Raw genomic sequence first — 24,832 nt, 5'->3', positions numbered from 1 at the left:
GGATGGGTGACGGTGTCAGGTTCACGGCCGCCGCCTACTTCGGCTCGTACGCGGCCATCGCGGCCCGCACCGAGGGGGAGAAGAGCTCCGGGCCGAGGCCGTCCGAATGGGCCAGGCCCTCCGCGGACAGCCGGAGCAGCCCGGCCGGCGCCTCCTCGTCCAGCCAGCCGAGGGCCTCGAACCGGCCCAGCTCCGCGGGGAAGTCCGCGAACGGCGAGGCGCCGAACCGCTCCTCGTACCCGGCGACCGGCATGCCCTCGGCCTGGAGCAGCGACTGGAGCAGATGGCGGCGCCTGGCCTCCCCGGCGTCGACCCACCGGCCGACCTCGGCCCGCGAGAAGTCCGCGGTCTCCGTGTAGGCGTCGATGATCGTACGGATCTCCCGCATGTCGACGGCGTAGTCGAAGGAGTAGTGGAGGGTCGTGGTGTAAGAGCGCGCCCCGCAGCCCAGGCCGATCATCCCGTCGGTCTGGCAGGCGTGGTCGTCGGGGCCGAGCGGTGCCGCGTCAGTGCGGCGGAACATCCGCATCGACACCTGCTCGTAGCCGTGCGCGAGGAGATGGTCCCGGCCGTACCGGTAGAGGCGCAGCCGCTGCTCGTCCCACGCCCGGTCGGCGGCGGGGGAGATCCGGCCGAGCCCGGTGAGCGGCCGCACGTACAGCGGATAGAGGTACAGCTCCTCCGGGCGCCAGACGAGGGCGGCGTCGAGCGAGGAGCGCCAGGACTCCTCGGTCTGGCCGTCGATGCCGTAGATCAGGTCGATGTTGAGCACGGGGACGCCGGTGTCCCGGATCCGGCCGAGGGCCGATTCGACGTCGGCGCGGCGCTGCGGCCGGACGGCAGCCCGGGCCTCGGCCTCCACGAAGCTCTGCACCCCGATGCTGAGCCGGGTCGCGCCCCGCTCGGCGAGCAGGGCGAGGCGGTCGGCGGTCGCCGTCGCGGGGGAGGTCTCCACGGACAGCGGCACCGCCCGCAGATCCACGCCCGTCCGCTGCTCGGCGATGTCGCAGAGCCGCTCCAGCTCGCCGGCGGTGAGGAAGGTGGGTGTGCCGCCGCCGAACGCGGCCGTCGCGAACCGTACCGGGTCCCGGTCGCCGAGGGCCTCGCGGACGGCCGTGGCCTGGCGGTCGAGCGCGTCGAGATAGCGCGTGGTCAGCTCGTCGGGGGCGCCGATCCGGGTGAAGAGATTGCAGAAGCCGCAGCGGACCTCGCAGAACGGTATGTGCGCGTAGAGGGAGAGGGCGTCCTTCGGCTCGTCCCGCCAGAGCGCGGCGAGCGAGGGCGCGGGGTCGGGGAGAGGCCGGTACGCCGTCTTGTGCGGGTAGGCGTAGACGTAGCTCCGGTACGGACGCGGGGCGGCGCTGTCGCTCATGCCACGGCCTCCCGCTCCGGGCCGGCGAGCTCGAACTGCGCGTACGGGACCGTCCACACGACCTCGTGGCCGAGCCGGTGACCGGTGTACCCGTCCTCCCCGTACGCGGTGCCGTGGTCGGAGCAGACGATCGCGAAGCACGGGCGGCGGCTGCTCATCGCGGCGAAGAGCCGTCCGATGTGCCGGTCGACGTACTCCAGGGCGGCGGCGTGGGTGGCCCGGGAGTCGCCGGCCTCGCGGGCGGCACCCGGCAGATGGAACCAGTTGGGCTGGTGGAGCGCGGACACGTTGACGAAGAGGAACAGCCGCCGCTCGTGCGGGAGACCGGCGACGACCTCCTCTGCGCGGGTGACCTGGGACTCGAAGGAAGTGGGGGAGGCCACGCCGAACGACGGCTCCCAGTGGCTCTCCTGGAACAGGCCGGGGAGCACGGTCCCGAGCGGCGGCTGTTGGTTGAAGAAGCCGACACCGCCGACGCAGACGGTCCGGTAGCCCGCGCCCGCGAGGGCGGACACGAAGTCCGGGGTGTCGTGGACGTAGGTGCCGTCGGCGGTCGTCTCGCTGCCCGCGAAGCGCGCCGCGAACAGCCGCGGGTGCGGGCCGGGGGAGGCCGGGGTGGGCAGGAAGCCGGCGAAGATCGCCTGGTGGGAGGCGTAGGTGAAGCTGCCGGGCGCGTGTCGCCGCTCCCAGACGCCGCCCGGGAGATGACGGGCCAGGTGCGGGATGCGGCCCGCGGCCGCGAGCTCGGCCGCCACGTCGTACCGGAGCGTGTCGAGGGTGACCAGGAGCAGGTCGTGGCTCCCGACGATCGAGTTCATGTCGGGCTGGTTCACGCGGAGCTCGTTCCTGTGGTGCTGGTGCTGGTGCTGGTGCTGGTGCTGGTGCTGGTGTCGGTGTGGCGGTGGGCGCGGGGGAACTGGGCGGCGACCTGGGCCGCGTACGTGTCGAGGCCCTCGGCGCCGCCGCCGGGCAGGCCCGTGAGGCCCGGCAGAAGATCGCCGAAGGCGTTGACCTCGCCCACGGCGAAGCGGCGCCAGCCCGTCGAGGGCAGCAGGTCGACGCCCACGCACCGGGTGCCGGGGAAGACCGCGGCGCCCCGCTCGCACACGCCGAGCGCGTCCGTCCACCGAGCGCCGGCCGCGGTGATCGCGGCCCGGGCCGCGAGCAGATCGCCCCGGGTCCCGCCCAGATGGAGATTGGTCATGGGGGAGCGGCTGGTGCGCAGCACGGCGTGGGTGGCCCGGCCGTCGATCACCACCACCCGCAGGTCGGCCGCCCGGCCGCCCTGGGCGGCCTTGGGCAGCCAGCGCTCGACGTGCAGCCCGTCGGGGGCGAGGGCGTCCACGATCGCGCCGACCTCGCGCTCGCTCGTATAGCGCCGCACCCGCAGGGAGTTGAAGAGCCGTCCGTCGGGCCCGCGCTCCACCGAGGTGGTGGCGTGCACCCGGCCCGCGCCGTTCGTCTCGACCGCGAGCACTCCCGAGGCGGAGGAGCCGTGCGCGAGCTTCACGAAGACCCGGCGCATTCCGGGCTCGGCGGTCAGGGCCCTGACATCGGCCCAGCCGCGTACCACCGGGGCGGAGGGGCCGGACGTCGGCGACTCGGGCACCGGAACCCCGGCCGCCCGGAGCAGGCCATGGCTCAGCCGCTTGTCGAACAGCACCGCCAGCTCGGCGGGGTCGTCGACGAGCACGGCACCCGCCCCGGCGACGGACCGGGCGAGTTCCCCGGTGACGGCGACGAACCGCGCGTACCAGCGGCCGGTGCCCTCGACCCGCGCCGGATCGTCGACCTCCCGAAGCAGCCGGTCGGCCTCCGGGTCCTCGCCGGGCGAGTCCAGGCGTACGGTCTCGCCCGCCGCGAAGCGCGCCGCACCGCGCAGCACCTCGGGCCAGGACACCACCCGCGCCCCGGGCAGCCCGGCGGACCGCAGCGCGTCCTGGAAGAACGCGACGCGGCGGCCCGCCGGATCCCCGACGACCACGAGGCGCGGGTGGGCGCTCATTCGGCGACCGCGACGTACCGCCAGACGCGGCCGTCCTCTTCTTCGTCCGCCTCCTGCGCGTCGTCGAGGTCGACGGCCACGCCGTGCGGGGTGAGCGCGGCGAGCACCCGCTCCCGCATGGCCTCGGACAGGTAGTGGTGGGAGAGGTCGAGGTGGCTGAGGTGGGTCAGGGGCTGTCCGTCGAGCAGGGCCGCCGCGCCCTCGTCCGTGAGGACGCCCATCGACAGGTCGAGCCGCTCGATCCGGGCGAGGACGGGGGCGCCCGCGACGGCGGCTGCCACGGCGTCCTGGATCACGCTGTTGCGCAGGCCGAGCGAGCGAAGGGCGGGGAACGCCGCGCCGGAGAGCAGCGGCGCGAGGTCGTCCGCCGTGCTGTCGCCGCCGTACTCGTCGGTGCCGAGCCAGAGTTCCAGCTTCTCCAGGGCGGGCAGGTCACTGCCCACGATCCCGCGCACGACCTCGGCACCCAGACCGCCGGTCTCCACGACCAGGCTCTCCAGACCGGAGTGCCGGATCGAGGGGAAGGCCAGCTCCGAACCCCCGCGCACCCCGAACTCCCGCAGGGCCGGGTAGGCGGCGAGCAGCGGCGTCACATCAGACTGGATGATCCACGAGATCTCGCAGTCCTCGCCCGTCATGTCGCCGAGGAAGACCGCCTCCAGGGAGGTCAGCCGGTTGTTGGCGGCGATGAGCGCCGTGACGATGTCCGCCGAGGAGTTCTCGTACGCCTCGTCCCAGCCGCCGACGACCAGGGCGCGCACCCGGCCGACGTCGACCGTCTTCAGGAAACGCTCGAACTGCGCACCCCACTGCTCGTCGTCGTCCTCGCAGTAGGTCGGCGACGAGAGCCGCCAGGCGACCGCCGCGGCGTCGGGAAGTTCGACCCGCGTGTCCGATTCCGTGTCCTGGAAGGGGAACACGGGCAGCCCGTGGAATTCCTCGAGGTAGTGGCCAACGGTCATGACTGCTCCCGGACGACGGACGGCGTGGATCGGCTGATGGCAAGAGTTCTACCAAGCGGCACCGACAACGCCCTCCGGCGGGTGGGCCTCCGAGGCTCCGGGCCGCAGTCCGGCTCCGGCAGCCGATCGCGGACGTCGGGCCGGAGCCCGGCTCCGATTGTCAGACCCGGCCTCTAGCGTCGTTCTCGTGTTCGGCCGTACCGCGCCGAACGGGGAGGGGAGAGCCATGTACCGGCAGGGAGACGTCCTGATCGCGCCCGTCACGGAGGCGGCCGTTCCGGAGCGGGTGAAGGCGGCGGCGGGGGAGCCCAGGGACGGCAGGGGGCGGCTGGTCCTGGCCCTCGGCGAGGTCACCGGACACGCCCACGCGATTCCCGGACCGGGCCGACTCGTCCGGGAGCCGGGGCCCTTCGGCCCGCTCCTGCTCGAACTGCCCGAGGGCGGCCGGGTGGTGCACGAGGAGCACGCCCCGATACCGCTGCCCAAGGGCTGGTACCGGGTGGTGCGCCAGCGGGAGTACGTGCCCGGGGCGTACCGGATCGTCGCGGACTGACCGAGAGGGACCAGGGGGCTTCCACATGAACCACACCGACACGAACCGCACCACCGCACTGGACACGTGGCGGTCCGTCGCCGCGGCCACCGGCCCCGCCGACCGCGCCGCCGCGGAGGCCGGAGTCCGGCTCGCCTACCGCGCGGCGGGCCTCGCCGAACCGGCGCGCGTGCTCTGGGCCGACTCGCCGCTCGCGGCCGTCGCGCTCGTAAGGGGACTGGACGACCAGGGCCGTTCGGTCCGGGACGAGGTGCGCACCCGGCCGTGGGCCGAGGAGCGCCGGCGGCTCCACGACGCCCTGGGACCGGCCGGCTGGGCGGCCCACTGGCAGGCGACCGGGGCCCACCTCTGGGACCTCACGCGGAGCCTGGCCGACCGGATACGGGCAGGGGTGACGGAGGCCGCGACCGCCGCCGGCCACGCCACGCCCCGCCCGGCCGCGTCGGCCGCCACCGCGCCCGCCGCCGGGGACGGCGGGGCCGGCCGTCCGGCGCCTTCCGGGCGGGAGGCGACCGCCGTACGGCTCGTGCTGCTCGACGCGGTGCTCGGCCAGCACGACGCGGCCTGGCTCGCCGCCTTCGCCGGTCACGGCGACCGCCTCGCGGGCCTCGCCGCCGTCGCCGCACACGCGGGTTGGTGGTGGCCGTACGAGAACGTCGCCGTGGTCTGCGAGCGGCCCGTCGAGCTGCACCGGGACGAGGCCGGGCGGCTCGATCGGGGCGACGGCCCCGCGCTGGCCTTCGCCGACGGCTTCGCCCTGTACGCCTGGCGGGGGATGACCGTGCCCGCCGACTTCCTCGCCGGGCTCGCCGGTCTCACCCCGGAGCGGATACGGGAGGAGGAGAACGCCGAACTGCGGCGCGTGATGCTGGAGTACTACGGATACGACCGCTACCTCGCCGCCTCGGGCGCACGGCACCAGCACCGCGACGAGACCGGCGTCCTGTGGCGGATCGAGCTGGCCGACGACGAGGACGTGGTGATGGTCGAGGTGGTCAACTCCACGCCCGAGCCGGACGGCAGCCACCGCACGTACTGGCTCCGGGTCCCGCCGACGACCCGGACCGCGCGGGAGGGCGTCGCCTGGACCTTCGGACTGCACCCCGACGCGTACGAGCCGCTCGTCCAGACCTGAGCGCACGCCCCGGGAGCGGCGCCCCGGCGACGGCGGCCCGGCCGGTGCCGAGCCGCGACTGGTACGGAGAGGTGAAGGGCGTCGGCGGTCTGGAGTGGCGTACGGGAGGCGGCGGTGGCGGGTGCTGGGATGTGCCCGCCGGAGCCCCGGCACCCAGCCTCGAAGGGACCGCCCGTGACGATCCGTCGGCCAAGCGCCGCCCGTACCGCCCGTCTGCTCGCCGCCACCGCCGTGCTCGGCGGGCTGCTCGCCGGCACCGCGGCGCCCGCCCTGGCCGCCGCGCCCGAGCGGACGGCCGCGCGTGCCGTCCGGGCGGAGGCGCCCGCCACGGTCACCGTCACCGGCCACGGCCGGGCGTCCGCCGCGCCCGACCTGGCGATCCTCTCCGTCGGGGTCGAGGCCACCCGCAAGACCGCGAAGGAGGCGATGGCCGCGCAGAAGACCGCGGCCGAGGCCCTTCTCGCCGTGCTGGACAAGCAGAGGATCGCCGAGCGCGACATCCGTACCGACAGCCTCTCGCTGTCCCCGGTCTACACGCAGAACGCCGCGGGCGAGAGCAAGGTGACCGGCTACCTGGCCGGGCAGTCCTTCTCCGTGAAGGTCCGCGAGATCGACCGGGCCGGCCAGGTCATCGGCGCCGTCAACGACGCCACCGGGGACTCCGGCCGGATCAACGGCGTCGTCTTCGACGTCGCCGACCCGTCGGCCCTGCGGGTGAAGGCACGCGAGGCCGCCTACCGGGACGCGTACGACAAGGCGGCGCAGCACGCCCGGCTCAGCGGCCACCAGCTCGGGCGGCTCGTCTCGCTCAGCGAGGGGGAGTCCGCGCGCCCCGGTCCCGGCGCCGCCCCCGGGATCGCCCACGACGAGGCGAGCGTCCCGATGGCCCCCGGCGAGATCGAGGAGCAGGTCACCGTCTCGGCGGTCTTCGAGCTGGTGTGAGCCGGTGGGGGCGGCGCGGAGGTCCGGCGCCCGAGCCGGTGGTCAGGTGCCGGAGGGCGCGTCGTCCCCGTCCCGGACCGGGCCGGTGTTCTCGCCGCCGCTGACGCCGCCCCGGACGGCCTGGCCCTGGCCCGTGCCGCTGTCGTCGTCGATGCCGACGCCGACGCCCTCGCCCTCGCCCTCGTCCGGCAGGTTCAGCTCGCGGGCGAGGGCGGCGTCGGCCCAGCGCAGCATCGCGGTGCGGGAGAGGGAGCCGGCGTAGGCCGTCGTCTGGACGGCGAGGCCGTCGAGGAAGGCGGTGAGCCGCCAGGCGGCGGCCGCCGGGTCGGGGCAGTGGAACTCCCCGGCCTCGGCCCCCTCCGCGATCACCCGGGTCAGCGCGGCCTTCCACTCCTGATCGAGGGAGGCGGCGACCCGGCGCAGCCCGGGGTCGCGCAGGGAGGCCGCCCAGCCCTCTATCCAGAGCCGCCAGCCCTTGGCCTGTCCGGTCGGCGCGTACCAGCGCACGGCGGCCCGGAGGCGGCGTGCGGCGCTGGAACGGCGCCCGAGGAGCCGGCGCAGATGGGCGAGGTCGCCCTCGGCGGCGTGCGCGAAGGCCGCGGCGACCAGTTGCTCCTTGGACGAGAAGTGGTAGAGCACCAGGGCGTTGCTCACCCCGAGCGCCGAGGCCACGTCGGCGATCCGGACGGCGGCGACCCCGCGCGCCTCGATCTGTTCGACGGCGGCCCGCAGCAGCTCCTCCCGCCGCTCGGCCACGCTCAACCGCACTCTTGCCACGTCACGCACCTTACACAGCACGTGACGCGGGCATGATCGTCAGCGACTCCGGGGCGGCGGCGGTTCAGTACCAGCCGTAGCGTTCGGCGATCTGCGGCAGCCGCTCGTCCACCAGCGCGTGCGCCGCGGCGCGCGGGCTCGTGCCGTCCGCCTCCGCCCGGTCGAGCATCCCGTCGACGAGCGTCCGCATGGCCCCGCGCACGCGGGCGAAGGCCTGGTCGGCGTCGGCCTCGATGTCGCCGAAGAGCGTCCACCACCACCAGGCGTTCGTGCACGAGTTCACGACCACGTCGGGCAGCACCGTGACCCCGCGCGCGGCGAGGGCCTCCTCGGCCTCGGGCAGCACCGGCATGTTCGCCGCCTCGGCGATCCAGCGGGCCGTGATCCGTCCCTGGTTCCCGGCGTCGATCGCGTACGAGACGGCCGCGGGGACCAGCACCTCCGCCTCGGCCGCGAGCCAGGCGTCCCCGGGCTCCTCACGGTCTCCGGGCCGCAGCGCGGAGCGGTCGACGGCGCCGTGGGCGTCCCGGGCCGCGAGCAGCGCCTCGACGTCGAGGCCGTCCGGGTTCACGATCGTGCCCCGGACGTCGGCCACGGCCACCACCCGCAGCCCGGCGCGCGCCAGGAACCGGGCGGTCGCCCCGCCCATCGTGCCGAGCCCCTGCACCGACACCCGGGTCCCGGCGTACGCCCGGTCGGCCCGGTCGAGGGCGGTGAGGACCGACTCGGCGACCCCCAGACCGCCGACCAGCTCGTCGAGGCCGATGCCGTCGACCTCGATCGCGAAGGCGTCGGCGAGCCGCTCGCGCGCCGCCGCCTCGTCGTCCAGGAGCGGGTACACGGCCTGCACCGAGGAGACCAGGCCCGCCTCGGCCACGGCGCGGTCCACCAGGTCCTGGGTGAGCCCCAGGTCCTCCCCGGTGGTCCAGAACCGCTCGACGTACGGCCGCATCGCCCGCAGATAGCGCACGAGGACGCCGTACGCCTCGGGGGAGCGGGGGTCGCAGTCGATGCCGCCCTTGGCGCCGCCCAGCGGCACGTACCGGGCCTTCGGGTCGTAGTGCAGGGCCTCCTTCATGGTCATCCCGCGGGCGAGCCCGGTGACCTCCTCGACCGTGCAGCCCTCCCGCATCCGCAGGCCGCCGCTGGCCACCCCGCGCACCAGCCGGTCGACCACCAGATGGCCCCGGCGACCGGTCACGTGGTCGGTCCAGCCGACGGAAAGAAGCGGGGCGGAACTCATCGGACATCTCCTCGGGAGGGGCGGGCGGGCCGGGCGCGGGGGGCCGGGAGGCCGGTACGACCGGCCGGACGTACTGAATGACGGTTCAGTATGGCTGACCGTGCGGACCGTTCGCGGCGCGGTCCGCCCATAATGGAACGACCCCCAGAGATCAGGAGGTCCTGTGACCGGTACCGGCTCCGACCGCTCGCCACGGGCCCGGCTGCGCGCGCTGCGCCCCGAGTCCTTCGGCGCGGACCCCACGGGTGAGCGCCTCGCCCGCATCCACCGCTCGCCGAACTTCGCGGACGGGATCTTCCAGAACCCCGAACCCGCCCGACGCGGCCCCTCGGGCTCCAGTGTCGAGTTCGCCAAGATCTACTTCGACAAGGAAGGCCGTTCGCGCCGCGCCCCCACCGGCACGATCCCGGTCCACCCCACCACGGTCGCCGACCTGGCCAGGCCCCCGGCCACCGGGCTGCGCCTGACCTGGATGGGGCACTCCGGCGTCCTCGCCGAGATCGACGGCCACCGGGTGCTCTTCGACCCGGTCTGGGGCGAGCGCTGCTCCCCCTTCCCCTTCGCCGGCCCCAAGCGGCTCCACCCGGTGCCCGCGCCGCTCGCCGCCCTCGGCCCGGTCGACGTCGTCGTGATCTCGCACGACCACTACGACCACCTCGACCTGCCGACGATCAAGGCGCTCGCCACCACCGACACCGTCTTCGCGGTGCCGCTGGGCGTCGGCGCCCACCTGGAGCGGTGGGGGGTGCCCGCCTCCCGGCTGCGCGAGCTGGACTGGAACGAGTCCACCGAGATCGGCGAGCTGCGACTCACGGCCACCCCGGCCCGGCACTTCTGCGGCCGCGGACTGCGCAACCGGCAGATGACGCTCTGGGCCTCCTGGGTCGTGACGGGCCCCTCCCACCGGATCTTCCACAGCGGCGACACCGGGTACTTCTCCGGTTTCAAGGACATCGGCGCGGCCCACGGCCCCTTCGACGCCACCATGATCCAGATCGGCGCCTACTCGGAGTTCTGGACCGACATCCACATGACCCCCGCCGAGGGCATGCGGGCGCATCTGGACCTCCAGGGCGGCGGCCCCGCCGGGGTGATGCTGCCGATCCACTGGGGCACCTTCAACCTCGCCCCGCACCCGTGGGCCGAACCGGGGGAGGGCACCGTCGAGGCCGCCGCCGGGGCCGCCCAGCGGATCGCCCTGCCCATCCCGGGCGAGCCCTTCGAGCCGGGCGCCGAGCGCGTGCCCGACAGCCCCTGGTGGCGTCCGGTCGCCCGCGTCCCCTCCGGCGGCTGGGCGGCGCCGGATCTCACCGACGGTGACGGTCGGCTCGGCGGTGTGTCGCACGGGAAAACGGACGCGAACGCGGACGCAAACACGGAAGCGAACACCGGCGCGAACGCGGGACGGACCTCCGGTGAACCCGGCACGGACACCGGCCGGGGTGCCCCTGAGGCGGCACGGACCCCCTGAGGCCGCGAGCGGACCGGGCGGTCCGCACCCCTCCCGGGATTCCGGTCGGGGACGATTTCCGCAGAGGGCGGAGGCGTGGAACGCCTCCGCCCTCCTCCGTTCCCGTGCTCGACGCCCCTTCCCCGCCGCGACGGCGAGTTTCGGCCGAAGCTTCTCGGCCTGTCGTTCTGGGAGCGATACCAGAGCGGGCCGGTCTGCGGGTAAGTTTGCCAACTGCGCACCGCACATGAACGGTTGACGATTACAGTGTGTGGTCGGTGATCATCGGTAGGCTCTTCGCACACACGTCACACACCCCGTGAACCAACCCTTGCAGTACCCCCGTAGTCCCCACCCGTAGCGCACCCCGCAGTACGCCGATTCCTGGGCACGTACGTACCAAGGACACTCATGTCTCAACTTCGCGCACCCGCCTCGCGGTCCGACCGACGCGAGGGCGGGCGGCACGGCCGGTCAGGCGCCCGCCCGGCCCCCGGCACCGGTGGCAGCCCCCCGGCGCAGCCCCCCGCGTCGCACACCATGGAAGCCCGTTTACGCCCCCAACTCCTCCGCACCTCCGTGCTTCCCGCCGTCGCGGTGGCACTCGGCGGGGCCGCGGCCGTGCTCTTCACCCTCCGCTCCACCGGCGCCACCCCGACGCCCGGCCTCTGGGCCGCGCTCACCGGCGCCGCCGCGATCACGGTGGCCGCCGTGACGGCCGCCGCGCTCGGCGCGGACCGAGCCGCCAAGACGGTCCTCGACCGCTGCAACGCCCTGCGCCGCAGCAGTGCCCGCGGCCAGAGCGAACTGCGGACGATCGTCGAACAGTTGCGCAAGGGAGAGGGTCTTCCACCCCGCCCCGCCCCACCGGCCGGCACCGCCTCCGGCGACGAGTTCGACCTGCTTGCCCAGGAGCTGACGCGCTCTCACGAGGTGGCCGTGGAAGCCGTCGTGCAGGCGTCCAGGCTCTCCAGTAGCGTCGGGAACGAACAGAAGGTCGAGGTCTTCGTCAACCTCGCCCGGCGCCTGCAGTCCCTGGTCCACCGCGAGATCCAGCTCCTCGACGAGCTGGAGAACGAGGTCGAGGACCCGGAGCTGCTCAAGGGCCTGTTCCACGTCGACCACCTGGCCACCCGCATCCGCCGGCACGCCGAGAACCTCGCCGTGCTCGGCGGCGCCATCTCCCGCCGCCAGTGGTCGAACCCGGTCACCATCACCGAGGTGCTGCGCTCCTCCATCGCCGAGGTCGAGCAGTACCCCCGGGTCAAGCTCGTCCCGCCGATCGACGGTGCGCTCCGGGGCCACGCCGTGGCCGACGTCATCCACCTCCTCGCCGAACTCGTCGAGAACGCCACGCAGTTCTCCGCACCGCACACCACGGTGCTGCTCCGCGCCCAGTGCGTCACGGCCGGGCTCGCGATCGAGGTCGAGGACCGCGGCCTCGGCATGCCCGTCGGCGAGCAGGAGAAGATGAACGCCCTGCTCGCCGACCCCGACCAGGTCAACGTCGCGCGTCTGCTCCAGGACGGCCGCATCGGACTCTTCGTCGTCTCGGCCCTCGCCCGCCGCCACGGCATCGCCGTACGACTCCAGTCCAACATCTACGGCGGCGTCCAGGCCGTCCTCGTCCTCCCGCAGAGCCTCCTCGGAGCCGAGCCCGAGGGTCTCGCCCCGCACGAGCACCAGGCCGCCGCGCCCCCCGGATCCTCCGCGGTCCCGCCGAGCCCGGTGCGGCCCCAGCCGACGGAACCGTCGGACGTGCCGTCGCAGCCCGCGCCCGCGGTCCCCGCCCCGGCTCCCCTGACGGCACCCATGGCCGCCCCGGCACCGGCCCACCCCCAGGCGCCCGCGCCCGCGACCATGAGCACGACGGCCACCACCGAACCCCCGGGCCCGCCGGCCCCCTTCCTCTCGCCGCTTCCCCAGGCGCCCGCGGCCAACGCCCGGCCCGTGCTCCCCAAGCGGCGCGCCCAGGAACACATCGTCCCGCAGCTGCGCGACGAACCGGTGGCCCGCAGGCCCGAGGAACACGTCCTGCACGACCCCGGCCTGATGGCCGCGTTCCAGCGCGGCATCGGCCTCGCCGAGTCCCAGCCCGCCCCCCATGAACCGCTGCGTCCAGGCGACGCGCACAAGGAGTAGACACCATGGCGAGCAATGTGCCGACCGGCCATTCCTCGGACCTCGACTGGCTGCTGAGCGGCCTCGTCCAGCGGGTCCCCTACACCCGCAACGCCGTTCTGCTCTCCTCCGACGGCCTCGTGAAATCCGTCCACGGCCTCGACCCCGACGCCGCCGACCACATGGCGGCCCTCGCCTCCGGCCTGTACTCGCTCGGCCGCAGCGCCGGCGCCCGGTTCGGCGACGGCGGCGAGGTGCGGCAGGTGGTCGTGGAGCTCGACTCCACCCTCCTGTTCGTGTCCACGGCGGGCTCCGGCACCTGTCTGGCGGTGCTCGCCGGCCGCGAGGCGGACGCAGCGGTCCTCGGATACGAGATGGCGATGCTCGTCAAGAGCGTCCGGCCGTACCTGGTCACCCCCGCCCGGCAGGCAGCCGGAGCGGTGGGCGGCCTCGGCCAGTGAACGTGACGACCCCGCAGGAAGGGCCCTGGCTCGACGACGCGGCCGGCCGGCTGATCCGTCCGTACACCGTCAGCGGTGGCCGGACCAGGCCGACCACCGCACTGGACCTGCTGTCCATGGTGATGGCGACCGGAGCGTCACCCCAGGCCCACCTGGGTCCGGAGCACGGCATGGCCCTCGGGCTGTGCTCCGGGCCCACCTCGGTGGCCGAGATCGCGGCGCACCTGCGGCTTCCCGCCGTGGTCACCAAGGTCCTGCTCTCCGACCTCGTGGACTGCGGGGCGCTCACCGCCCGCGCTCCCCGCTTCCACGCCAACCCGACCGACCGTTCCTTGCTGGAGGCAGTGCTCGATGGCCTACGACAACGGCTCTGAGCGCCACGACGGATTCACGACCGACCCGCTCCCCACCGCCGTCAAGATCCTCGTGGCGGGCGGCTTCGGCGTGGGCAAGACGACGCTCGTGGGCGCGGTCAGCGAGATCGAACCGCTCAGCACCGAAGAACTGCTGACCTCGGTCAGCGTCGCCACCGACAGCCTGGAGGGCGTGGAATCCAAGACCACGACCACCGTGGCCATGGACTTCGGCCGCATCACCCTCGACGACCGCCATGTCCTCTATCTCTTCGGCACCCCCGGCCAGGAACGCTTCTGGTTCATGTGGGACGAACTCTGCGAGGGCGTGCTCGGGGCGGTGGTCCTGGCCGACACCCGTCGGCTCCAGGAGTGCTTCCCCGCCGTGGACTTCTTCGAGCGGCGGGGCATCCGGTTCGTCGTGGCGGTCAACGAGTTCGACGGCGCCTTCCGCTACGAGCCGGACGAGGTACGGGCCGCGCTCGACCTCGGGCCGGAGGTGCCGGTCGTCCTCTGCGACGCCCGGCTCGCCAGCTCCGGCATCCGCACCCTGCTGACCCTCGTCCAGCATCTGCTCACCACCATCCCGGCCGCCGCGTCGGTCCACGGAGCCACGCCATGACGTACGACCCCACCGGGCACCTCCTGTTGACCCCCATCGACAAGGACGCGCCGGCCCGTGTGCGGCGGCTGCGTGAACTCGGTCTCGGGGAGCGGCCGGAGCAGGCGTTCGACGAGTTCGCCCACCGGGTCGCGGACGTGACCGGAGCCCCGTTCTCGATGGTCAACTTCATCGACGAGAACCGGCAGTTCTTCGCCGGGCTGCACACGCCCGAGGGCACCCACTCGGGCGGCGACCTGGGCGCGAGAGCCGCGAGTGCCGTGGGCGCCGGCGGCGTCGGCCGCTTCATGGCCCGCGATCACGGCTACTGTCCGCACGTCGTGGTGCGCCGCAGGGCGCTCGTCCTGGAGGACGTCCGCGACTACCCGCGCTTCGCGGGGAACCCGGTCGTGGACGAGATCGGCATCCGCTCCTCCATGGGCGCGCCGCTGATGGACCGCACCGGTGTCGCGCTCGGCACCGTCTGCGTGGTCGACACCGACGTCCGGCCGTGGGGACGCGCCGGGCTCGAGACGATCAAGGCGATGGCGGCCGAGCTGATGGGGCGGATCAGCCGTCGCGACAACGGCGTGCTCTGACCACCACGACGTCGGCGTCGGAGCATGTCACGGAGAGTGAGCGTTCCGCTTCTGGCGTGCACGGTCTCCGTGGTGCCGGGAAAGGGTTCGTGACCACCGGGGAAAGTGCGCTATTGTTCTCTTGCGCGTCCAGCCGGGGAAACCCCAGGTCAGACGGGCAGCGGGACGTGGCGCAGCTTGGTAGCGCACTTGACTGGGGGTCAAGGGGTCGCAGGTTCAAATCCTGTCGTCCCGACTCGAAAGAGTTGCAGGTCAGGGGCCGTTTCAGAGAGATCTGAAACGGCCCCTGACCCGTTTCGGGGACCGCTTGGGGACCGGCGCACTGTGACCGGGGCGAAAGCGCGCCTTGAGCCGGTCGAGGGGCGCCGGCCGGTGCACGGCTGTCTCGACCAGGTCAGGACTTCACGGTCTCGGGGACGTCGTACACGTGCCGCCGGCGGGTGCCGTGGCGCCTACTGGAAGCTGAGCCGCTGCGGGTGCCTCGGGTCGGAGGGGCAGGTGTGAATGCGCATCAAGCCGCGGCCGAGGTGGACGCCGACCGGGTCGATCGCGTCCGGGTCGTCGGTCGCATCGCGATCCTCGAGCGGAAGCCAGCTCCTCGAACCGCCGTCGCATTCCCCCTTGTCGACCGTGAGCAGGGGAGGCATCGGTGTGCCGCAGACCGCGCAGTCGACCGGTGCGGGATCGGTGAGGTGCCAGGAGGCGAAGCCGCCCACCTTCCATCCCGGGGCGATGGACAGGTCGCCCATGTAGTCGACCTCGTACTCCTCCTCCGCCCGCGCCCGGGCCATCGCGGCTTCGTACTCCTCGTAGGTGTCGTAGCTCTGCGGCTCGGAGGAGTCGTAGGCGTCCTCGTCGTCCTCGTCCAGCAGGCCCTCCTCCCAGTCCGCGATGGCGTCCTGGAGTTCTTCGCCCAGCAGGCCCAGATACTCGTGCTCGATGACCTGTTCGGGGTGCAGGACGCACTGGGTGGGCACGCACTCCTCGCGGCCCGCCACCGGGGGCTCGGGCTGGTGCGTCAGGACCTCGCCGACTTCCTGCGAGCGCCGCCACCTCAGCACGACGTCGATGGTGCGGTCGGGTCCGTGGACCTCGAACGGGCACCAGAACACCTGGAGCAGGTCGTGGCCTACCGGGCCGACGAGGTCGGGGATGTCCCGCGTGTACAGCTGGGCGACGGCCAGCAGCGGGAGAGGATCCTCGTCCCGGAGATCCGGGGCGTGCTGTCCCCGGGCGATGGTGTCGAGGACGCTCCGCTCCTCGTCGGAGAAGTCGCGTCCTCTCGCCGCCGCGAGGATGCGCCGCTTGAGCCGTACGTCGTCCAGCCGATGGCCTGTGCCCTTGGGGTGCACCGCGGTGCACACCGGCCAGGGCTCGTCGGCCGGCCACAACAGCGGTCCCGCCAGTGAATTCTCCTCCGCTTTCGCCACGCCGTGGCGGGGATGCAGGCGCGTGGCCGTACGCCGGTGGGCGGAGAGGGCGGGGAAAACGGCTTCGACATCGACGGGTCGCGGGGGTGTGGTGCGGGTCATGCGGTCCTCCATGGCGGTTCGGCAACGATGCCATATGCCGGTTCGGACGTGGTCGGCGGGTTTCTCCGGGCGTCGATGTGACCCGGCTCACGGGAACTCGGGGGCGGGCCGGCCCAGTGCAGATCATGAACGTCAACTGGATGCACTCTCCCTCCTCCGTCTCATCCGTCCCGTCCCTCCCGTCCCTCCCGTCCCTCCCGGCCGTCCCCGCCCGGACGGCGTCGCGCCGGGCCGTGCTGCGCGGGCTCGGCGTCGCGACGGTCGCCGGTACCGCCGCGGTCTGCCTCCCGGCCGCCGCGGCCCACGCCGCGCCCGCCGGGCGGCGGACGAGCGGCGCCTCCGGCACGTATGCGCTGACCCTCGTCCACCTGGGCCGCGACGGCGCGCCGACCACCGACTACCGCACCCTGCTGACCGCCCTGTCCGGGCCCGACGCCGGCACCGGTCGGGAGCTGAAGAAGTCGCCCAGCACCGTCACCGTCCAGGTGCCCGCCGGGCGGTACATGCTCGACTCCACCCTGTCCACCAGGCCGGTGGGGGAGGAGAACTGGGGGAACGACTGGCTCGTCCAGCCGCGGCTGGACATCGACCGCGACATGACCCTCGTGCTCGACGCCCGGGTCGCGCGCCCGGTGGACATCCGGCCGCCGGTCGCCGACGCCAGGTACGAGCAGACCGGGGCGTTCGCCGAGGTGACGTACGAGGGGGTCACCGGGTTCGCGAACCTGATGTCGATGTCGCTGGACCTGCGGGTGGCGCACCTGGGGCCGGACGCCGAGCGCGGGGCCGTGCGGACCTGGGTGGACATGTACTGGAGGCGGCCGGGCGGCGTCTGCGCCCTCGGCTACGCCTTCCGGGGCGAGCGGGCGCTGTCCGGTCTGGTCCGGCACCCGGCGCCCGGCGACCTGGCCACGCTGGTGGTGCGCGCGGGGGGACCCGCGTCCGGCGGGGGAACGGCCCTCGTCTCCTTCGCGCCGTCGGCGGGCGCCTCCCCGGCGCTGGGGCTGCCGGTGCCGGCGGGTACCAGTGGGACGTTCCTCTTCACGCCCGAGCGCGGCGCCTGGGACCTCGTGTACGGCTCGCCGTCCGAACCGGAGGCGCCCTCCAACAACTACTTCGTCCTCTCGCAGTCGTTCACGCCCGGCTCGACCACGGTGCACACCTTCGACACCCCGGTCCTCGGCCCGGCCCTGGACTCCTCGCACGGCGCCCGGCCCCTCGCGCAGCGCACCGGTGACACCCTGGACCTGGCGGTGCCGCTGCTCGCCGACGGAGAGGGCCACGCGCCGTCCTCACCCCTGTTCACCGCGTCGACCGTCACGCTGCATCGCAACGGCGCGCTGGTCGGGACCCGCCGCGGCGAGAGGCCGGGGCACGCCTCGTTCACGGTGCCGGCGGGGCGGGCCGCCTACCGGCTGACGGCGAGCGCGACGCGTTCGCGCGGGAGCGTCACGGCGGCGTGGACGTTCACCTCCGCGGCGACGGCCACCGCCACCGACCTCCCGCTGAGCGCCGTACGCTTCGGCCCCGACGTCGCGCTCGACGGCACCGCCCCGGCGCACACCACGAGCCGGGTGGCGGTGACGGTGGAGGGCGCGGCCCGACGGTCGGGAGTGCGGTCGCTGACCGTGTCCGTGTCGACGGACCGGGGCGCCACGTGGACGCGGGCCGCGGTGACCGGCGGACGGATCACGGTGACGACGCCGGGGCCCGGCAAGGCGGTGTCCCTGCGCGCGGAGCTGACGGACGCGCACGGCAACACCCTCACCCAGACCCACATCGACGCGTACGTCACGCGGGCCGCCACCGGGGCGCGCTGACGCCGGGCTTCCCGGCCGCCGGAGACCAGGGGCGCCGGCGGCCAGGGCCCGTCGTGACCCGTGACCTGTGGGACGGGGCTCGTCGGCTTCCGGGGCAGCCGGCGGAGCCGGTCGGGCAGCAGCCTGTCCCGACGAGCGGCGCGTATCGGTGGGATGACCGATGTGCCGGGTGCGGGGGCGCGGACATAGTCCTCGGGAGATCGTTTGCGGGTGCCGTCGTGCGCCCGGTGTGTGAAAGGACCTTCTGTGGACACGTATGCGGACCTGGTGTTTCTCGACGGCCGGGTGGTCACGGTCGACGCGGAGTTCTCCGTCGCCTCGGCCCTGGCGGTGACCGGCGGGGTCATCAGCGCCGTCGGCGGGCGGGAGGACGTGGCGCCGTTCGTCGGACCCGACACCCGCGTCGTCGACCTGCGGGGGGCGACCCTGCTTCCCGGGATCAACGATTCCCATCTGCACGGATGCGCCTTCGGCATGGCGACGCCACCGCTCTCCCTCGACGTCGCCCACCCCGCCGTCTCCTCCCTCGCCGACGTGGCCGGCGTGGTCCGGGAGGCCGTCGGGCGGGTGCCGGCCGGGCAGTGGATCACGGGGCACGGCTGGGACACCGGCTACCTCGACGAGTGCGTCGCCGACCCGTCGCGGCAGCCCTCGCTGCACGACCTCGACGCCGTGAGCCCGGACCACCCCGTCGTCCTGTACTCCTTCTCCGGCCACGCCACCTGGGTCAACTCCAAGGCGCTGGAGCTCATCGGGATCGACCGGCACACCGTCGCGCCACCCGGCGGGGCCATCGTCGCGGACGAGACCGGCGAGCCGACCGGGCTGCTCCACGAGGGCGCCCAGGCCCTCGTCCAGAACGCGCTGCCCGCGCTCGGTCGGCAGGAGCGGACCGACGCGATCAGGTCGACCCTCGCCACGCTCGCCCGGCTCGGTGTGACCAGCTACACCGAGCCCGGGCTCGGCCCCGGCGGCGACGGCATCATGCGGGGCGCGCTCGGCGGGGAGACCCTCGACGTCTACCGGCGCCTGCACGCCGACGGCGAACTGACCGCCCGCGTCGGCGTCCTCCTCCTGCCCACCGGAATGGCGAGCACCGCCGAGGAGTTCGTCCGCGGCCTCACCGCTCTCTCCGACACCGGAGCCTCCGGCGACGCCGATCCGCGGCTCCTCGCGATCCACGGCGTCAAGATCTTCGGCGACGGCATCGTCCCCAACAGGACGGCCTGGATGCACGAGCCGTACGTGGGCGGCGGCTGCGGCTCCCTCTGTGTCGGCGGCGAGACCGACGACGACCGGATCGCCGAGATCGGCGCCATGATCCGGCACGCCCACGCCGCCGGGTACCAGCTGGGCGTCCACGTCACCGGCGACCGGGCCGGCGACACCGTCGCGGAAGCCTTCGCCGCAGCCGTGACCGAGCACCCGCGGGCCGACGCCCGTCACTACGTCATCCACGGCGACTTCCTCACCGCGCACAGCATGAAGCTCCTCGCCGCGCACGACTTCGGCGTCAACATGAACCCCACCATCAAGTGGACCGTCGCCGACATGGAGGAGGAGTTCGTCGGCACCGGGCGCGCCGCGTACGCCTGGCCCTACCGGGACGCGCTCGACGCCGGTGTACGGGTCGCGAGCGGGTCCGACGCCCCCGTCACGTACCCGGACTGGCGCCAGGGCGTCGCCACCATGATGCTGCGCGAGTCGAAGGCCACCGGCCGCGTCAGCGGTCCCGAGCAGCGCATCGGCCTGGCCGAGGCGATCCGTACGTACACGATCGACGCGGCCTGGCAGGACTTCGCCGACGACTGGAAGGGCTCCCTGGAGCCGGGCAAGGCCGCCGACCTGTGCGTGCTCGACGGTGACCTGCTCACGGCCGACCCCCACGACATCCCGGAGATGCCCGTCCTCCTCACCGTCATGGACGGGCGTGTCGTGCACGACACGCTGCGCGATTGACGTATTCCGGGCACATGATCATCCTGGGGGGATGGCAGCGGAGCGGAGCACGGCGGACATCCTGGACGCGGCCGTCCACGTCCGTGAGGCGGCCAGGAGCGCCACGACCGGCGCGACCGGCGTCGACACGGTCCTGGCGGCGCTGTCCGAGGTGATGGCGTACGACCACGCCTCCCTGGCCCGGTGGGATCCGCTGCGCCGCCGCCACACCACCCTGGCCGGGACCTACCCCGACGACGCCACCGCCTACATCGAGACCCGCCTCCACCACGACCCGGTGTTCCCCGTTCTCCGCGGCCCTGACCGGGGCGGGCTCTGGCTGAGGGACGTCCCCCGGCGGCTCCTGGCGGCGTCGCCGGGGTTCCAGGAGGTGCTGAGCCCCCTCGGGATCGAGGACGGCGTGGCCCAGTGCCTCTTCGCCGCCGACGGCCGGTACGTCGGCATGCTGAACGTCAGCACCCGTGCGCCGGTGCGCACCACCGACCCGGCGCGCGCCGTGGTCACCCTGCTCACCGAGGCCCTGTCCGCTGCCGTCGACCCCCGCGCGTGCCCGGCGCCCGAGAAGGCCGCCGCCCCCGACCCCGCCCCGGGCGCCCGGCGGCCGGGCGGGCTCTCGCCGCGGGAACTCCAGGTGCTCGCCGAACTGACCACCGGCCGCACCAACCGGGAGATCGCCGAACGGCTGTACATCACCCCGCGCACCGTGGGTACGCACATCGAGCACATTCTCGCCAAGCTCGACCTCCCCAACCGCGCGGCCGCCGCCGCCCGCGCCGCCGCCTGGGGCATCGAACCCTCGTGCTGACGCGCGTGCTCAGTGGCCGGCCGGGCGGACGAGGCCACTGTCGAAGGCGTAGACGGCCGCCTGGGTGCGGTCGCGCAGCCCCAGCTTGACCAGGATGCGGCTCACATGGGTCTTGACGGTCTGTTCGGCCACGACGAGACAGGCTGCTATCTCCGCGTTCGACAGGCCCTGGGCGATGAGGGCCAGGACCTCGGTCTCCCGTTCCGTCAGCATCCCGACGCGGTCCTTCAGGGGGCTGCGCGGGGTGGCGCTGAGCCGTGAGAACTCCGCGATCAGGCGTTTGGTGAGGTCCGGGGCGAGCAGGGCGTCGCCCCGCGCCACCACCCTCACCGCCTCGGCGAGTTCGTCGGCGGAGGCGTCCTTCAGGAGGAATCCCGAGGCGCCGGCCCGCAGGGCCTCGTAGACGTACTCGTCGAGGTCGAAGGTGGTCAGGACGAGGACCTTCACGCTGGAGCCGGCGGCCGCGGTGAGGACGCGGGTGGCCTCGATGCCGCCGGTGCCTGGCATGCGGATGTCCATCAGGACGACGTCGGGCGAGAGTTCCGCGACCTTGGCCACCGCGTCGGCGCCGTCCACCGCCTGGCCGACGACCTCGATGCCGGGTTCGGCGTTGAGCAGCACTGTGAACCCCTGTCTGACCATCATCTGGTCGTCCGCGATGAGGACGCGGATGGTGCCGCTGGTCATGGGCCGTCCTTGGGGGTGTCGAGGGGCAGGGTGGCGGTCACCTCGAAGCCGCCGTCCGTGGTCGGTCCGGCGACCAGCTCGCCGCCCAGCATGGCGGTGCGTTCCCGCATGCCGAGCAGGCCGTGGCCGAGTCCCGGCGACAGCGGGAGGGTGGCGGGGTCGACGGGGCGCGTGGCCGGCGCGTTGGCGATGCGGAGGGTGAGTCCGGTGGTCAGGTAGCCGGTCTCCACCCGCACCGGGGCTCCCGGCGCGTGCCGCATCGCGTTGCTGAGCGCCTCCTGGACGATGCGGTACGCGGACAGCTCGACGCCCGGCGAGAGCCGGCGGGGTTCTCCACTGGTGGCGCTGTCGACGGACAGGCCGGCGGCACGGACGTTGTCGAGCAGCTCGTCGAGCCGGTCGAGGGTGGGCTGCGGGGAGTGCCGCACGGAGTCGGCCGCCGGGTCCTCCGCGCGCAGGACGCCGAGGACGCGGCGCAGTTCGGTCAGCGCCTCGACCGCGTTCTGGCGGATGCCCGCCAGGTTCTCCCGGAGTTCCGCGGAGGGGTTCTCGACGAGGTGCGGGGCCACCTGCGCCTGGATGGAGATCACGGACATGTGGTGGGCGACGACGTCGTGGAGTTCGCGGGCGATCCGTCCGCGCTCCTCCAGGACGGTGCGCATGGCCCGCTCCTCGGCGGTGAGGACCTCCTGTTCGACCAGTTTGTTCCGGGCCACCCGGCTCAGCCGCAGGGAGGCGCCGACCACGGCCGCGATCGCGAAGGCGAGCGTGCCGCCGGCCAGGTCCTCGTTGTGCGCGAAGTCCGTGGGCACGGCCGCGTTGCCAAGGCCGGAGAGCACGGTGAGCAGCAGTGTGACGGCGGTGACGAGAGGGTGCACGCGCAGCGCGAGGAGCAGCATCACGAAGGTGTGCACGACGATGCCCCAGACGCTCCAGGGCCAGAGCAGGTCGGGGCCGACGGTCGCGTCGGTGACCTCGGCGGTCAGGAACAGGCTGAGCGTCGACAGCCACCAGGCCGGCACCGGTCGGCTCAGGGCGAGGACGAGGGAGGCGGCCTGGAGGATGACGAGGAGCTTGACCGGGGCGGTGAGGTCGGTCATCGCCGTGCTGTACTCGGCCATCTTGGCCACGCCCGCGGAGACGGCGAGCAGCACGAGATGTCCGTGCGGGAGCCAGCCGAACCAGGTCTGACGGGGCAGCGGGTCGCGGGCCGTCGTCCACAGGCCGCGGCGCAGCGTGCCCGGTGCCCTGCGCAGGGCAGCGCTCAGCGCATGCCCGTAACCGTCCCCCACCCGTTCCCCCTCGCCGGTCAGGTCCACCCTATGCACGCCGCACCTGCTTTCTCGCGGCGGGGCGCCGCGCCCGGGACGGACGGTGGCCGCCCGCTTCGTACGTACGGAAGACGGCGACGCACACGAGCAGCGCGAGCCCGAACACGGGCAGCCAGGCCAGCCGTGCGAGGACCCAGTCGTAGCCGTCGGGGACGGTGTGCAGACCGGTCAGCGGACCGTGTCCGGTCGGTCCGCCGGCGAGGAGGCCCAGCATCGTGACGGCCATCATCGCGGTCTGGTGCCACAGGAAGACCGTCATGGCACCGAGGTTGAGGAGGGCCACGGCCGCCCAGACGGCGGGCCTGCCCAGGGTCCGGCGCAGCGGGCCGACGAGGAGGAACGCCGCGCCGCACTGGGCGACGCCGAAGGTGACGGCGGCGAGCGTGGGCGGGTTGAGGTTGGAGACGGCCGCGCCGGGCACGCCGACCATGGACGCGGGATAGCCGGCGAGGACGACGAGCAGGACAGTGGCCGACGCGCCCAGGGTCAGCAGGATCCATCCGACGGGCCGTTCCCTGACGCCGTGCCGGGCCCACAGGGCGCCGAGGCAGTACGGAACGAGCCAGCCGGCCGCCACGTTCGTCCAGCCGAGCCATCCGGGCCCGCCGAGGCCGAAGCGGATCACGTCGACGTGCAGGACGACCGCGAGCGGCCACAGCGGGTGCACCCTGGCGACCAGCGGCGTCGCCGCCGTGAGGGCGGTGAGGACCAGCAGGAACCAGAGCGGGGAGAGGACGAGCGTGCCGAGCGTGCGCACGGTCTGCCAGGGCACCCCGCCCACGGTCATCGCGAGCGCCGCGGCGGCCCACACGGCGAGGACGACGGCCACGGGCCGGAACAGCCGGCCGAGGCGCGCGGCCAGCCAGTCGCGGTAGAACGTGCCCTGGGCGAGGGCGGCGGCGTGGCTCGTGGCGGCGACCCGTCCGCCGACCAGGAAGAAGACGGCCAGCGTCTGGAACACCCAGGAGACCGGGGTGAACTCGGGCAGTCGGCTCAGCGGGCTGACGGCCCGCAAGGTGCCGCTGTCGATGATCAGGGCCGTGACGAGCCAGTGTCCGAGGACCACGCCGAGGATGGCGAGGGCGCGCAGGGCGTCGAGGGAGCGGTCGCGGTCGGGCGGGGTGGCGGCGTCGATCCTGCGGGCGAGGTCACGCATCGGCCGGATCCCGTCCCGCGACGATCCGGGCCATGTTCCGCAGGGACACGGAGCCTGGGCGGAGGTAGTCGCTGTGGCCGCCGGTGCCGGCGTCGAAGATCCGGGCGCCGAATTCCGGGGCGACGGGGTCGGTGCCGAAGCCGAGTTCCCCGTACGCAAGGGGGACGCGGACGTGGGGGACATGGGCGATCCAGTCGTCCTCGCCGCGGCCGGCCCAGACGGTGGCCGTGGTGCCGAGGTCGGCGGCGCGCCCGGCGCCGGTGCCGGGGCTGCCGTAGAGCACGAGGGCGGCGACGGGGAGACGGCCCGCGGCCTCGGCGCAGACGACGGAGCCGTACGAGTGGCACAGCAGCGTCAGACGGGCCCGCGGTGCGGCGGTGGCCACTTCGCGGACGAAGGAGGCGAGGAGCGGGGCGGCCTCCTCGGCGCGACCGGGGGTCGTCGCGGCGGCGCTGAGGGTGGCGGGGGTCCGGTAGCCGAGCCAGGCCAGGACGGCTGTCCCGCGGCCCAGTTCGCGTTGCAGCGCGGCGGCTCCGGACCGGAAGCGGTGGCTGTCGAGCCGGGTGTCGGAGCCGGGCACGAGGACGGCTATCCGGGTGGCGCCGGTGAGGTCGCCGAACACCTCGACGCTGCGGCCGCCGTCCCGGCCGTCGAAGGAGAGGAGCCGGTGGTCCTCCCCTGCCATGGCCCGCAGGGTGGCGGCGCGTCCGTGGTCGCCGTGGGCGTCGGCGATGACCTCCGCGGCGAGGACGGCGGAACGGTTGGCGGCGTACCGTGCGGCGAGTTCGCCGGGCGCGGCGAGCGAGAGGGGGGCGAGCGGGGCGGGGACGGGCGCGGGCACGGCGGCCGGACCGGCCGCGCCCGCGGTGGGCACCGCCACCGAGGAGGCGACGAGGGCGGCGAGCAGGGTGCGGCGCAGGCGGCGGCTGCGCGGGCGGGACGCCATGGCGTGGTCCTTCCGTACCGGG

Annotated in this window: 22 protein-coding genes, 1 tRNA gene and 1 pseudogene; 13 read left to right on the top strand and 11 right to left on the bottom strand. The window is 73.9% G+C overall.

The genetic code is table 11. The features are described from left to right. Window positions 1-34 precede the first annotated feature (34 nt). From ACIP8Z_RS11835 to ACIP8Z_RS11820, 4 genes are read right to left on the bottom strand one after another with little or no spacing between them, the layout of a single operon-like run. Window positions 35-1,372, bottom strand: a complete 1,338-nt coding sequence (locus ACIP8Z_RS11835) for an STM4012 family radical SAM protein (RefSeq protein ID WP_402081857.1) — start codon at window positions 1,370-1,372, stop codon at window positions 35-37. Then, window positions 1,369-2,190 carry an STM4013/SEN3800 family hydrolase gene (locus tag ACIP8Z_RS11830; protein WP_402082363.1) on the bottom strand — a complete coding sequence of 274 codons (822 nt, stop codon included), beginning with the start codon at window positions 2,188-2,190 and terminating at the stop codon, window positions 1,369-1,371. The genes ACIP8Z_RS11835 and ACIP8Z_RS11830 overlap by 4 nt, the downstream gene beginning before the upstream one ends. A gap of 11 nt (window positions 2,191-2,201) precedes the next feature. Further along, entirely contained in the window at window positions 2,202-3,377 is a 1,176-nt protein-coding gene (locus ACIP8Z_RS11825; RefSeq protein ID WP_402081854.1) for an STM4014 family protein, read from the bottom strand. Continuing rightward, on the bottom strand, window positions 3,374-4,339 hold the full coding sequence (locus ACIP8Z_RS11820) for an STM4015 family protein (protein WP_402081851.1): 966 nt from the start codon (window positions 4,337-4,339) through the stop codon (window positions 3,374-3,376). Before ACIP8Z_RS11820 ends, ACIP8Z_RS11825 begins: the two co-directional genes overlap by 4 nt. A gap of 226 nt (window positions 4,340-4,565) precedes the next feature. On the opposite strand from ACIP8Z_RS11820, the gene ACIP8Z_RS11815 reads away from it, so the two are divergent. The 3 genes from ACIP8Z_RS11815 (at window position 4,566) to ACIP8Z_RS11805 (ending at window position 6,969) form a co-directional block, all read left to right on the top strand. Beyond that, window positions 4,566-4,892 carry a hypothetical protein gene (locus tag ACIP8Z_RS11815; RefSeq protein ID WP_402081848.1) on the top strand — a complete coding sequence of 109 codons (327 nt, stop codon included), beginning with the start codon at window positions 4,566-4,568 and terminating at the stop codon, window positions 4,890-4,892. Window positions 4,893-4,917: 25 nt separating this feature from the next. Next, window positions 4,918-6,027: a DUF6745 domain-containing protein gene (locus ACIP8Z_RS11810; RefSeq protein ID WP_402081846.1), complete on the top strand. Its 1,110-nt coding sequence runs from the start codon at window positions 4,918-4,920 to the stop codon at window positions 6,025-6,027. Between the two features lie 174 nt (window positions 6,028-6,201). Then, window positions 6,202-6,969, top strand: a complete 768-nt coding sequence (locus ACIP8Z_RS11805; protein ID WP_402081843.1) for an SIMPL domain-containing protein — start codon at window positions 6,202-6,204, stop codon at window positions 6,967-6,969. 189 nt (window positions 6,970-7,158) lie between these two features. On the opposite strand, the pseudogene ACIP8Z_RS11800 reads toward ACIP8Z_RS11805, so the two are convergent. Both ACIP8Z_RS11800 and ACIP8Z_RS11795 read right to left on the bottom strand, forming a co-directional pair. Next, a pseudogene (locus ACIP8Z_RS11800) lies at window positions 7,159-7,746 on the bottom strand (TetR/AcrR family transcriptional regulator); the annotation flags it as partial. A gap of 64 nt (window positions 7,747-7,810) precedes the next feature. Further along, window positions 7,811-8,989, bottom strand: coding sequence for a Glu/Leu/Phe/Val dehydrogenase dimerization domain-containing protein (locus tag ACIP8Z_RS11795; RefSeq protein WP_402081841.1), 1,179 nt, complete (start codon window positions 8,987-8,989; stop codon window positions 7,811-7,813). Between the two features lie 163 nt (window positions 8,990-9,152). On the opposite strand from ACIP8Z_RS11795, the gene ACIP8Z_RS11790 reads away from it, so the two are divergent. From ACIP8Z_RS11790 to ACIP8Z_RS11760, 7 genes are all read left to right on the top strand, one after another. After that, window positions 9,153-10,460, top strand: a complete 1,308-nt coding sequence (locus ACIP8Z_RS11790) for an MBL fold metallo-hydrolase (protein ID WP_402081839.1) — start codon at window positions 9,153-9,155, stop codon at window positions 10,458-10,460. Window positions 10,461-10,850: 390 nt separating this feature from the next. Beyond that, entirely contained in the window at window positions 10,851-12,581 is a 1,731-nt protein-coding gene (locus tag ACIP8Z_RS11785; protein ID WP_402081836.1) for a sensor histidine kinase, read from the top strand. A gap of 5 nt (window positions 12,582-12,586) precedes the next feature. Further along, complete coding sequence (locus ACIP8Z_RS11780; protein WP_041132185.1) at window positions 12,587-13,021, top strand: roadblock/LC7 domain-containing protein; 435 nt, start codon at window positions 12,587-12,589, stop codon at window positions 13,019-13,021. 2 nt (window positions 13,022-13,023) lie between these two features. Continuing rightward, entirely contained in the window at window positions 13,024-13,395 is a 372-nt protein-coding gene (locus tag ACIP8Z_RS11775; RefSeq protein WP_402081832.1) for a DUF742 domain-containing protein, read from the top strand. Next, window positions 13,373-13,996: a GTP-binding protein gene (locus ACIP8Z_RS11770; RefSeq protein ID WP_402081830.1), complete on the top strand. Its 624-nt coding sequence runs from the start codon at window positions 13,373-13,375 to the stop codon at window positions 13,994-13,996. Before ACIP8Z_RS11775 ends, ACIP8Z_RS11770 begins: the two co-directional genes overlap by 23 nt. Continuing rightward, window positions 13,993-14,574 carry a GAF domain-containing protein gene (locus ACIP8Z_RS11765; RefSeq protein WP_402081828.1) on the top strand — a complete coding sequence of 194 codons (582 nt, stop codon included), beginning with the start codon at window positions 13,993-13,995 and terminating at the stop codon, window positions 14,572-14,574. The genes ACIP8Z_RS11770 and ACIP8Z_RS11765 overlap by 4 nt, the downstream gene beginning before the upstream one ends. 161 nt (window positions 14,575-14,735) lie before the next feature. Next, window positions 14,736-14,809: transfer RNA gene (locus ACIP8Z_RS11760), tRNA-Pro, on the top strand. Between the two features lie 217 nt (window positions 14,810-15,026). On the opposite strand, the gene ACIP8Z_RS11755 is transcribed toward ACIP8Z_RS11760, so the two are convergent. After that, window positions 15,027-16,106: a hypothetical protein gene (locus tag ACIP8Z_RS11755; protein ID WP_402081826.1), complete on the bottom strand. Its 1,080-nt coding sequence runs from the start codon at window positions 16,104-16,106 to the stop codon at window positions 15,027-15,029. A 125-nt stretch (window positions 16,107-16,231) separates the two neighbouring features. On the opposite strand from ACIP8Z_RS11755, the gene ACIP8Z_RS11750 reads away from it, so the two are divergent. The 3 genes from ACIP8Z_RS11750 to ACIP8Z_RS11740 all read left to right on the top strand — a co-directional run bounded on the left by ACIP8Z_RS11750 (window position 16,232) and on the right by ACIP8Z_RS11740 (window position 20,690). Next, window positions 16,232-17,926, top strand: a complete 1,695-nt coding sequence (locus ACIP8Z_RS11750; protein ID WP_402081824.1) for a serine protease — start codon at window positions 16,232-16,234, stop codon at window positions 17,924-17,926. A 246-nt stretch (window positions 17,927-18,172) separates the two neighbouring features. Continuing rightward, a complete protein-coding gene (locus ACIP8Z_RS11745) occupies window positions 18,173-19,885 on the top strand; it encodes an amidohydrolase (RefSeq protein ID WP_402081821.1) in 1,713 nt (570 codons plus the stop codon). Between the two features lie 31 nt (window positions 19,886-19,916). Beyond that, on the top strand, window positions 19,917-20,690 hold the full coding sequence (locus tag ACIP8Z_RS11740) for a LuxR C-terminal-related transcriptional regulator (protein WP_402081819.1): 774 nt from the start codon (window positions 19,917-19,919) through the stop codon (window positions 20,688-20,690). A 9-nt stretch (window positions 20,691-20,699) separates the two neighbouring features. On the opposite strand, the gene ACIP8Z_RS11735 is transcribed toward ACIP8Z_RS11740, so the two are convergent. The 4 genes from ACIP8Z_RS11735 to ACIP8Z_RS11720 are packed head-to-tail and all read right to left on the bottom strand — an operon-like array spanning window position 20,700 to window position 24,810. Then, the gene (locus ACIP8Z_RS11735) at window positions 20,700-21,377 is read right to left on the bottom strand and encodes a response regulator (RefSeq protein ID WP_402081816.1); all 678 of its coding nucleotides are present in this window, start codon (window positions 21,375-21,377) and stop codon (window positions 20,700-20,702) included. Further along, window positions 21,374-22,705, bottom strand: a complete 1,332-nt coding sequence (locus ACIP8Z_RS11730) for a sensor histidine kinase (protein WP_402081814.1) — start codon at window positions 22,703-22,705, stop codon at window positions 21,374-21,376. Before ACIP8Z_RS11730 ends, ACIP8Z_RS11735 begins: the two co-directional genes overlap by 4 nt. After that, window positions 22,698-23,864: an acyltransferase gene (locus ACIP8Z_RS11725; RefSeq protein ID WP_402081811.1), complete on the bottom strand. Its 1,167-nt coding sequence runs from the start codon at window positions 23,862-23,864 to the stop codon at window positions 22,698-22,700. Before ACIP8Z_RS11725 ends, ACIP8Z_RS11730 begins: the two co-directional genes overlap by 8 nt. Then, window positions 23,857-24,810: an alpha/beta hydrolase gene (locus ACIP8Z_RS11720; protein ID WP_402081809.1), complete on the bottom strand. Its 954-nt coding sequence runs from the start codon at window positions 24,808-24,810 to the stop codon at window positions 23,857-23,859. Before ACIP8Z_RS11720 ends, ACIP8Z_RS11725 begins: the two co-directional genes overlap by 8 nt. Window positions 24,811-24,832: the final 22 nt, after the last annotated feature.

Origin of the sequence: Streptomyces sp. NPDC088553, assembly GCF_044752965.1 — a bacterium.
Taxonomy (GTDB): Bacteria; Actinomycetota; Actinomycetes; order Streptomycetales; family Streptomycetaceae; genus Streptomyces.
This window is presented reverse-complemented; position numbering and strand designations above follow the sequence as displayed.

Bases quoted from the DNA above. Each gene is read 5' to 3' on its own strand.
- ACIP8Z_RS11835 (WP_402081857.1), bottom strand. From the start codon at position 1,372: ATGAGCGACAGCGCCGCCCCGCGTCCGTACCGGAGCTACGTCTACGCC.
- ACIP8Z_RS11830 (WP_402082363.1), bottom strand. From the start codon at position 2,190: ATGAACTCGATCGTCGGGAGCCACGACCTGCTCCTGGTCACCCTCGAC.
- ACIP8Z_RS11825 (WP_402081854.1), bottom strand. From the start codon at position 3,377: ATGAGCGCCCACCCGCGCCTCGTGGTCGTCGGGGATCCGGCGGGCCGC.
- ACIP8Z_RS11820 (WP_402081851.1), bottom strand. From the start codon at position 4,339: ATGACCGTTGGCCACTACCTCGAGGAATTCCACGGGCTGCCCGTGTTC.
- ACIP8Z_RS11815 (WP_402081848.1), top strand. From the start codon at position 4,566: ATGTACCGGCAGGGAGACGTCCTGATCGCGCCCGTCACGGAGGCGGCC.
- ACIP8Z_RS11810 (WP_402081846.1), top strand. From the start codon at position 4,918: ATGAACCACACCGACACGAACCGCACCACCGCACTGGACACGTGGCGG.
- ACIP8Z_RS11795 (WP_402081841.1), bottom strand. From the start codon at position 8,989: ATGAGTTCCGCCCCGCTTCTTTCCGTCGGCTGGACCGACCACGTGACC.
- ACIP8Z_RS11785 (WP_402081836.1), top strand. From the start codon at position 10,851: ATGTCTCAACTTCGCGCACCCGCCTCGCGGTCCGACCGACGCGAGGGC.
- ACIP8Z_RS11780 (WP_041132185.1), top strand. From the start codon at position 12,587: ATGGCGAGCAATGTGCCGACCGGCCATTCCTCGGACCTCGACTGGCTG.
- ACIP8Z_RS11770 (WP_402081830.1), top strand. From the start codon at position 13,373: ATGGCCTACGACAACGGCTCTGAGCGCCACGACGGATTCACGACCGAC.
- ACIP8Z_RS11765 (WP_402081828.1), top strand. From the start codon at position 13,993: ATGACGTACGACCCCACCGGGCACCTCCTGTTGACCCCCATCGACAAG.
- ACIP8Z_RS11755 (WP_402081826.1), bottom strand. From the start codon at position 16,106: ATGACCCGCACCACACCCCCGCGACCCGTCGATGTCGAAGCCGTTTTC.
- ACIP8Z_RS11750 (WP_402081824.1), top strand. From the start codon at position 16,232: ATGAACGTCAACTGGATGCACTCTCCCTCCTCCGTCTCATCCGTCCCG.
- ACIP8Z_RS11740 (WP_402081819.1), top strand. From the start codon at position 19,917: ATGGCAGCGGAGCGGAGCACGGCGGACATCCTGGACGCGGCCGTCCAC.
- ACIP8Z_RS11735 (WP_402081816.1), bottom strand. From the start codon at position 21,377: ATGACCAGCGGCACCATCCGCGTCCTCATCGCGGACGACCAGATGATG.
- ACIP8Z_RS11725 (WP_402081811.1), bottom strand. From the start codon at position 23,864: ATGCGTGACCTCGCCCGCAGGATCGACGCCGCCACCCCGCCCGACCGC.
- ACIP8Z_RS11720 (WP_402081809.1), bottom strand. From the start codon at position 24,810: ATGGCGTCCCGCCCGCGCAGCCGCCGCCTGCGCCGCACCCTGCTCGCC.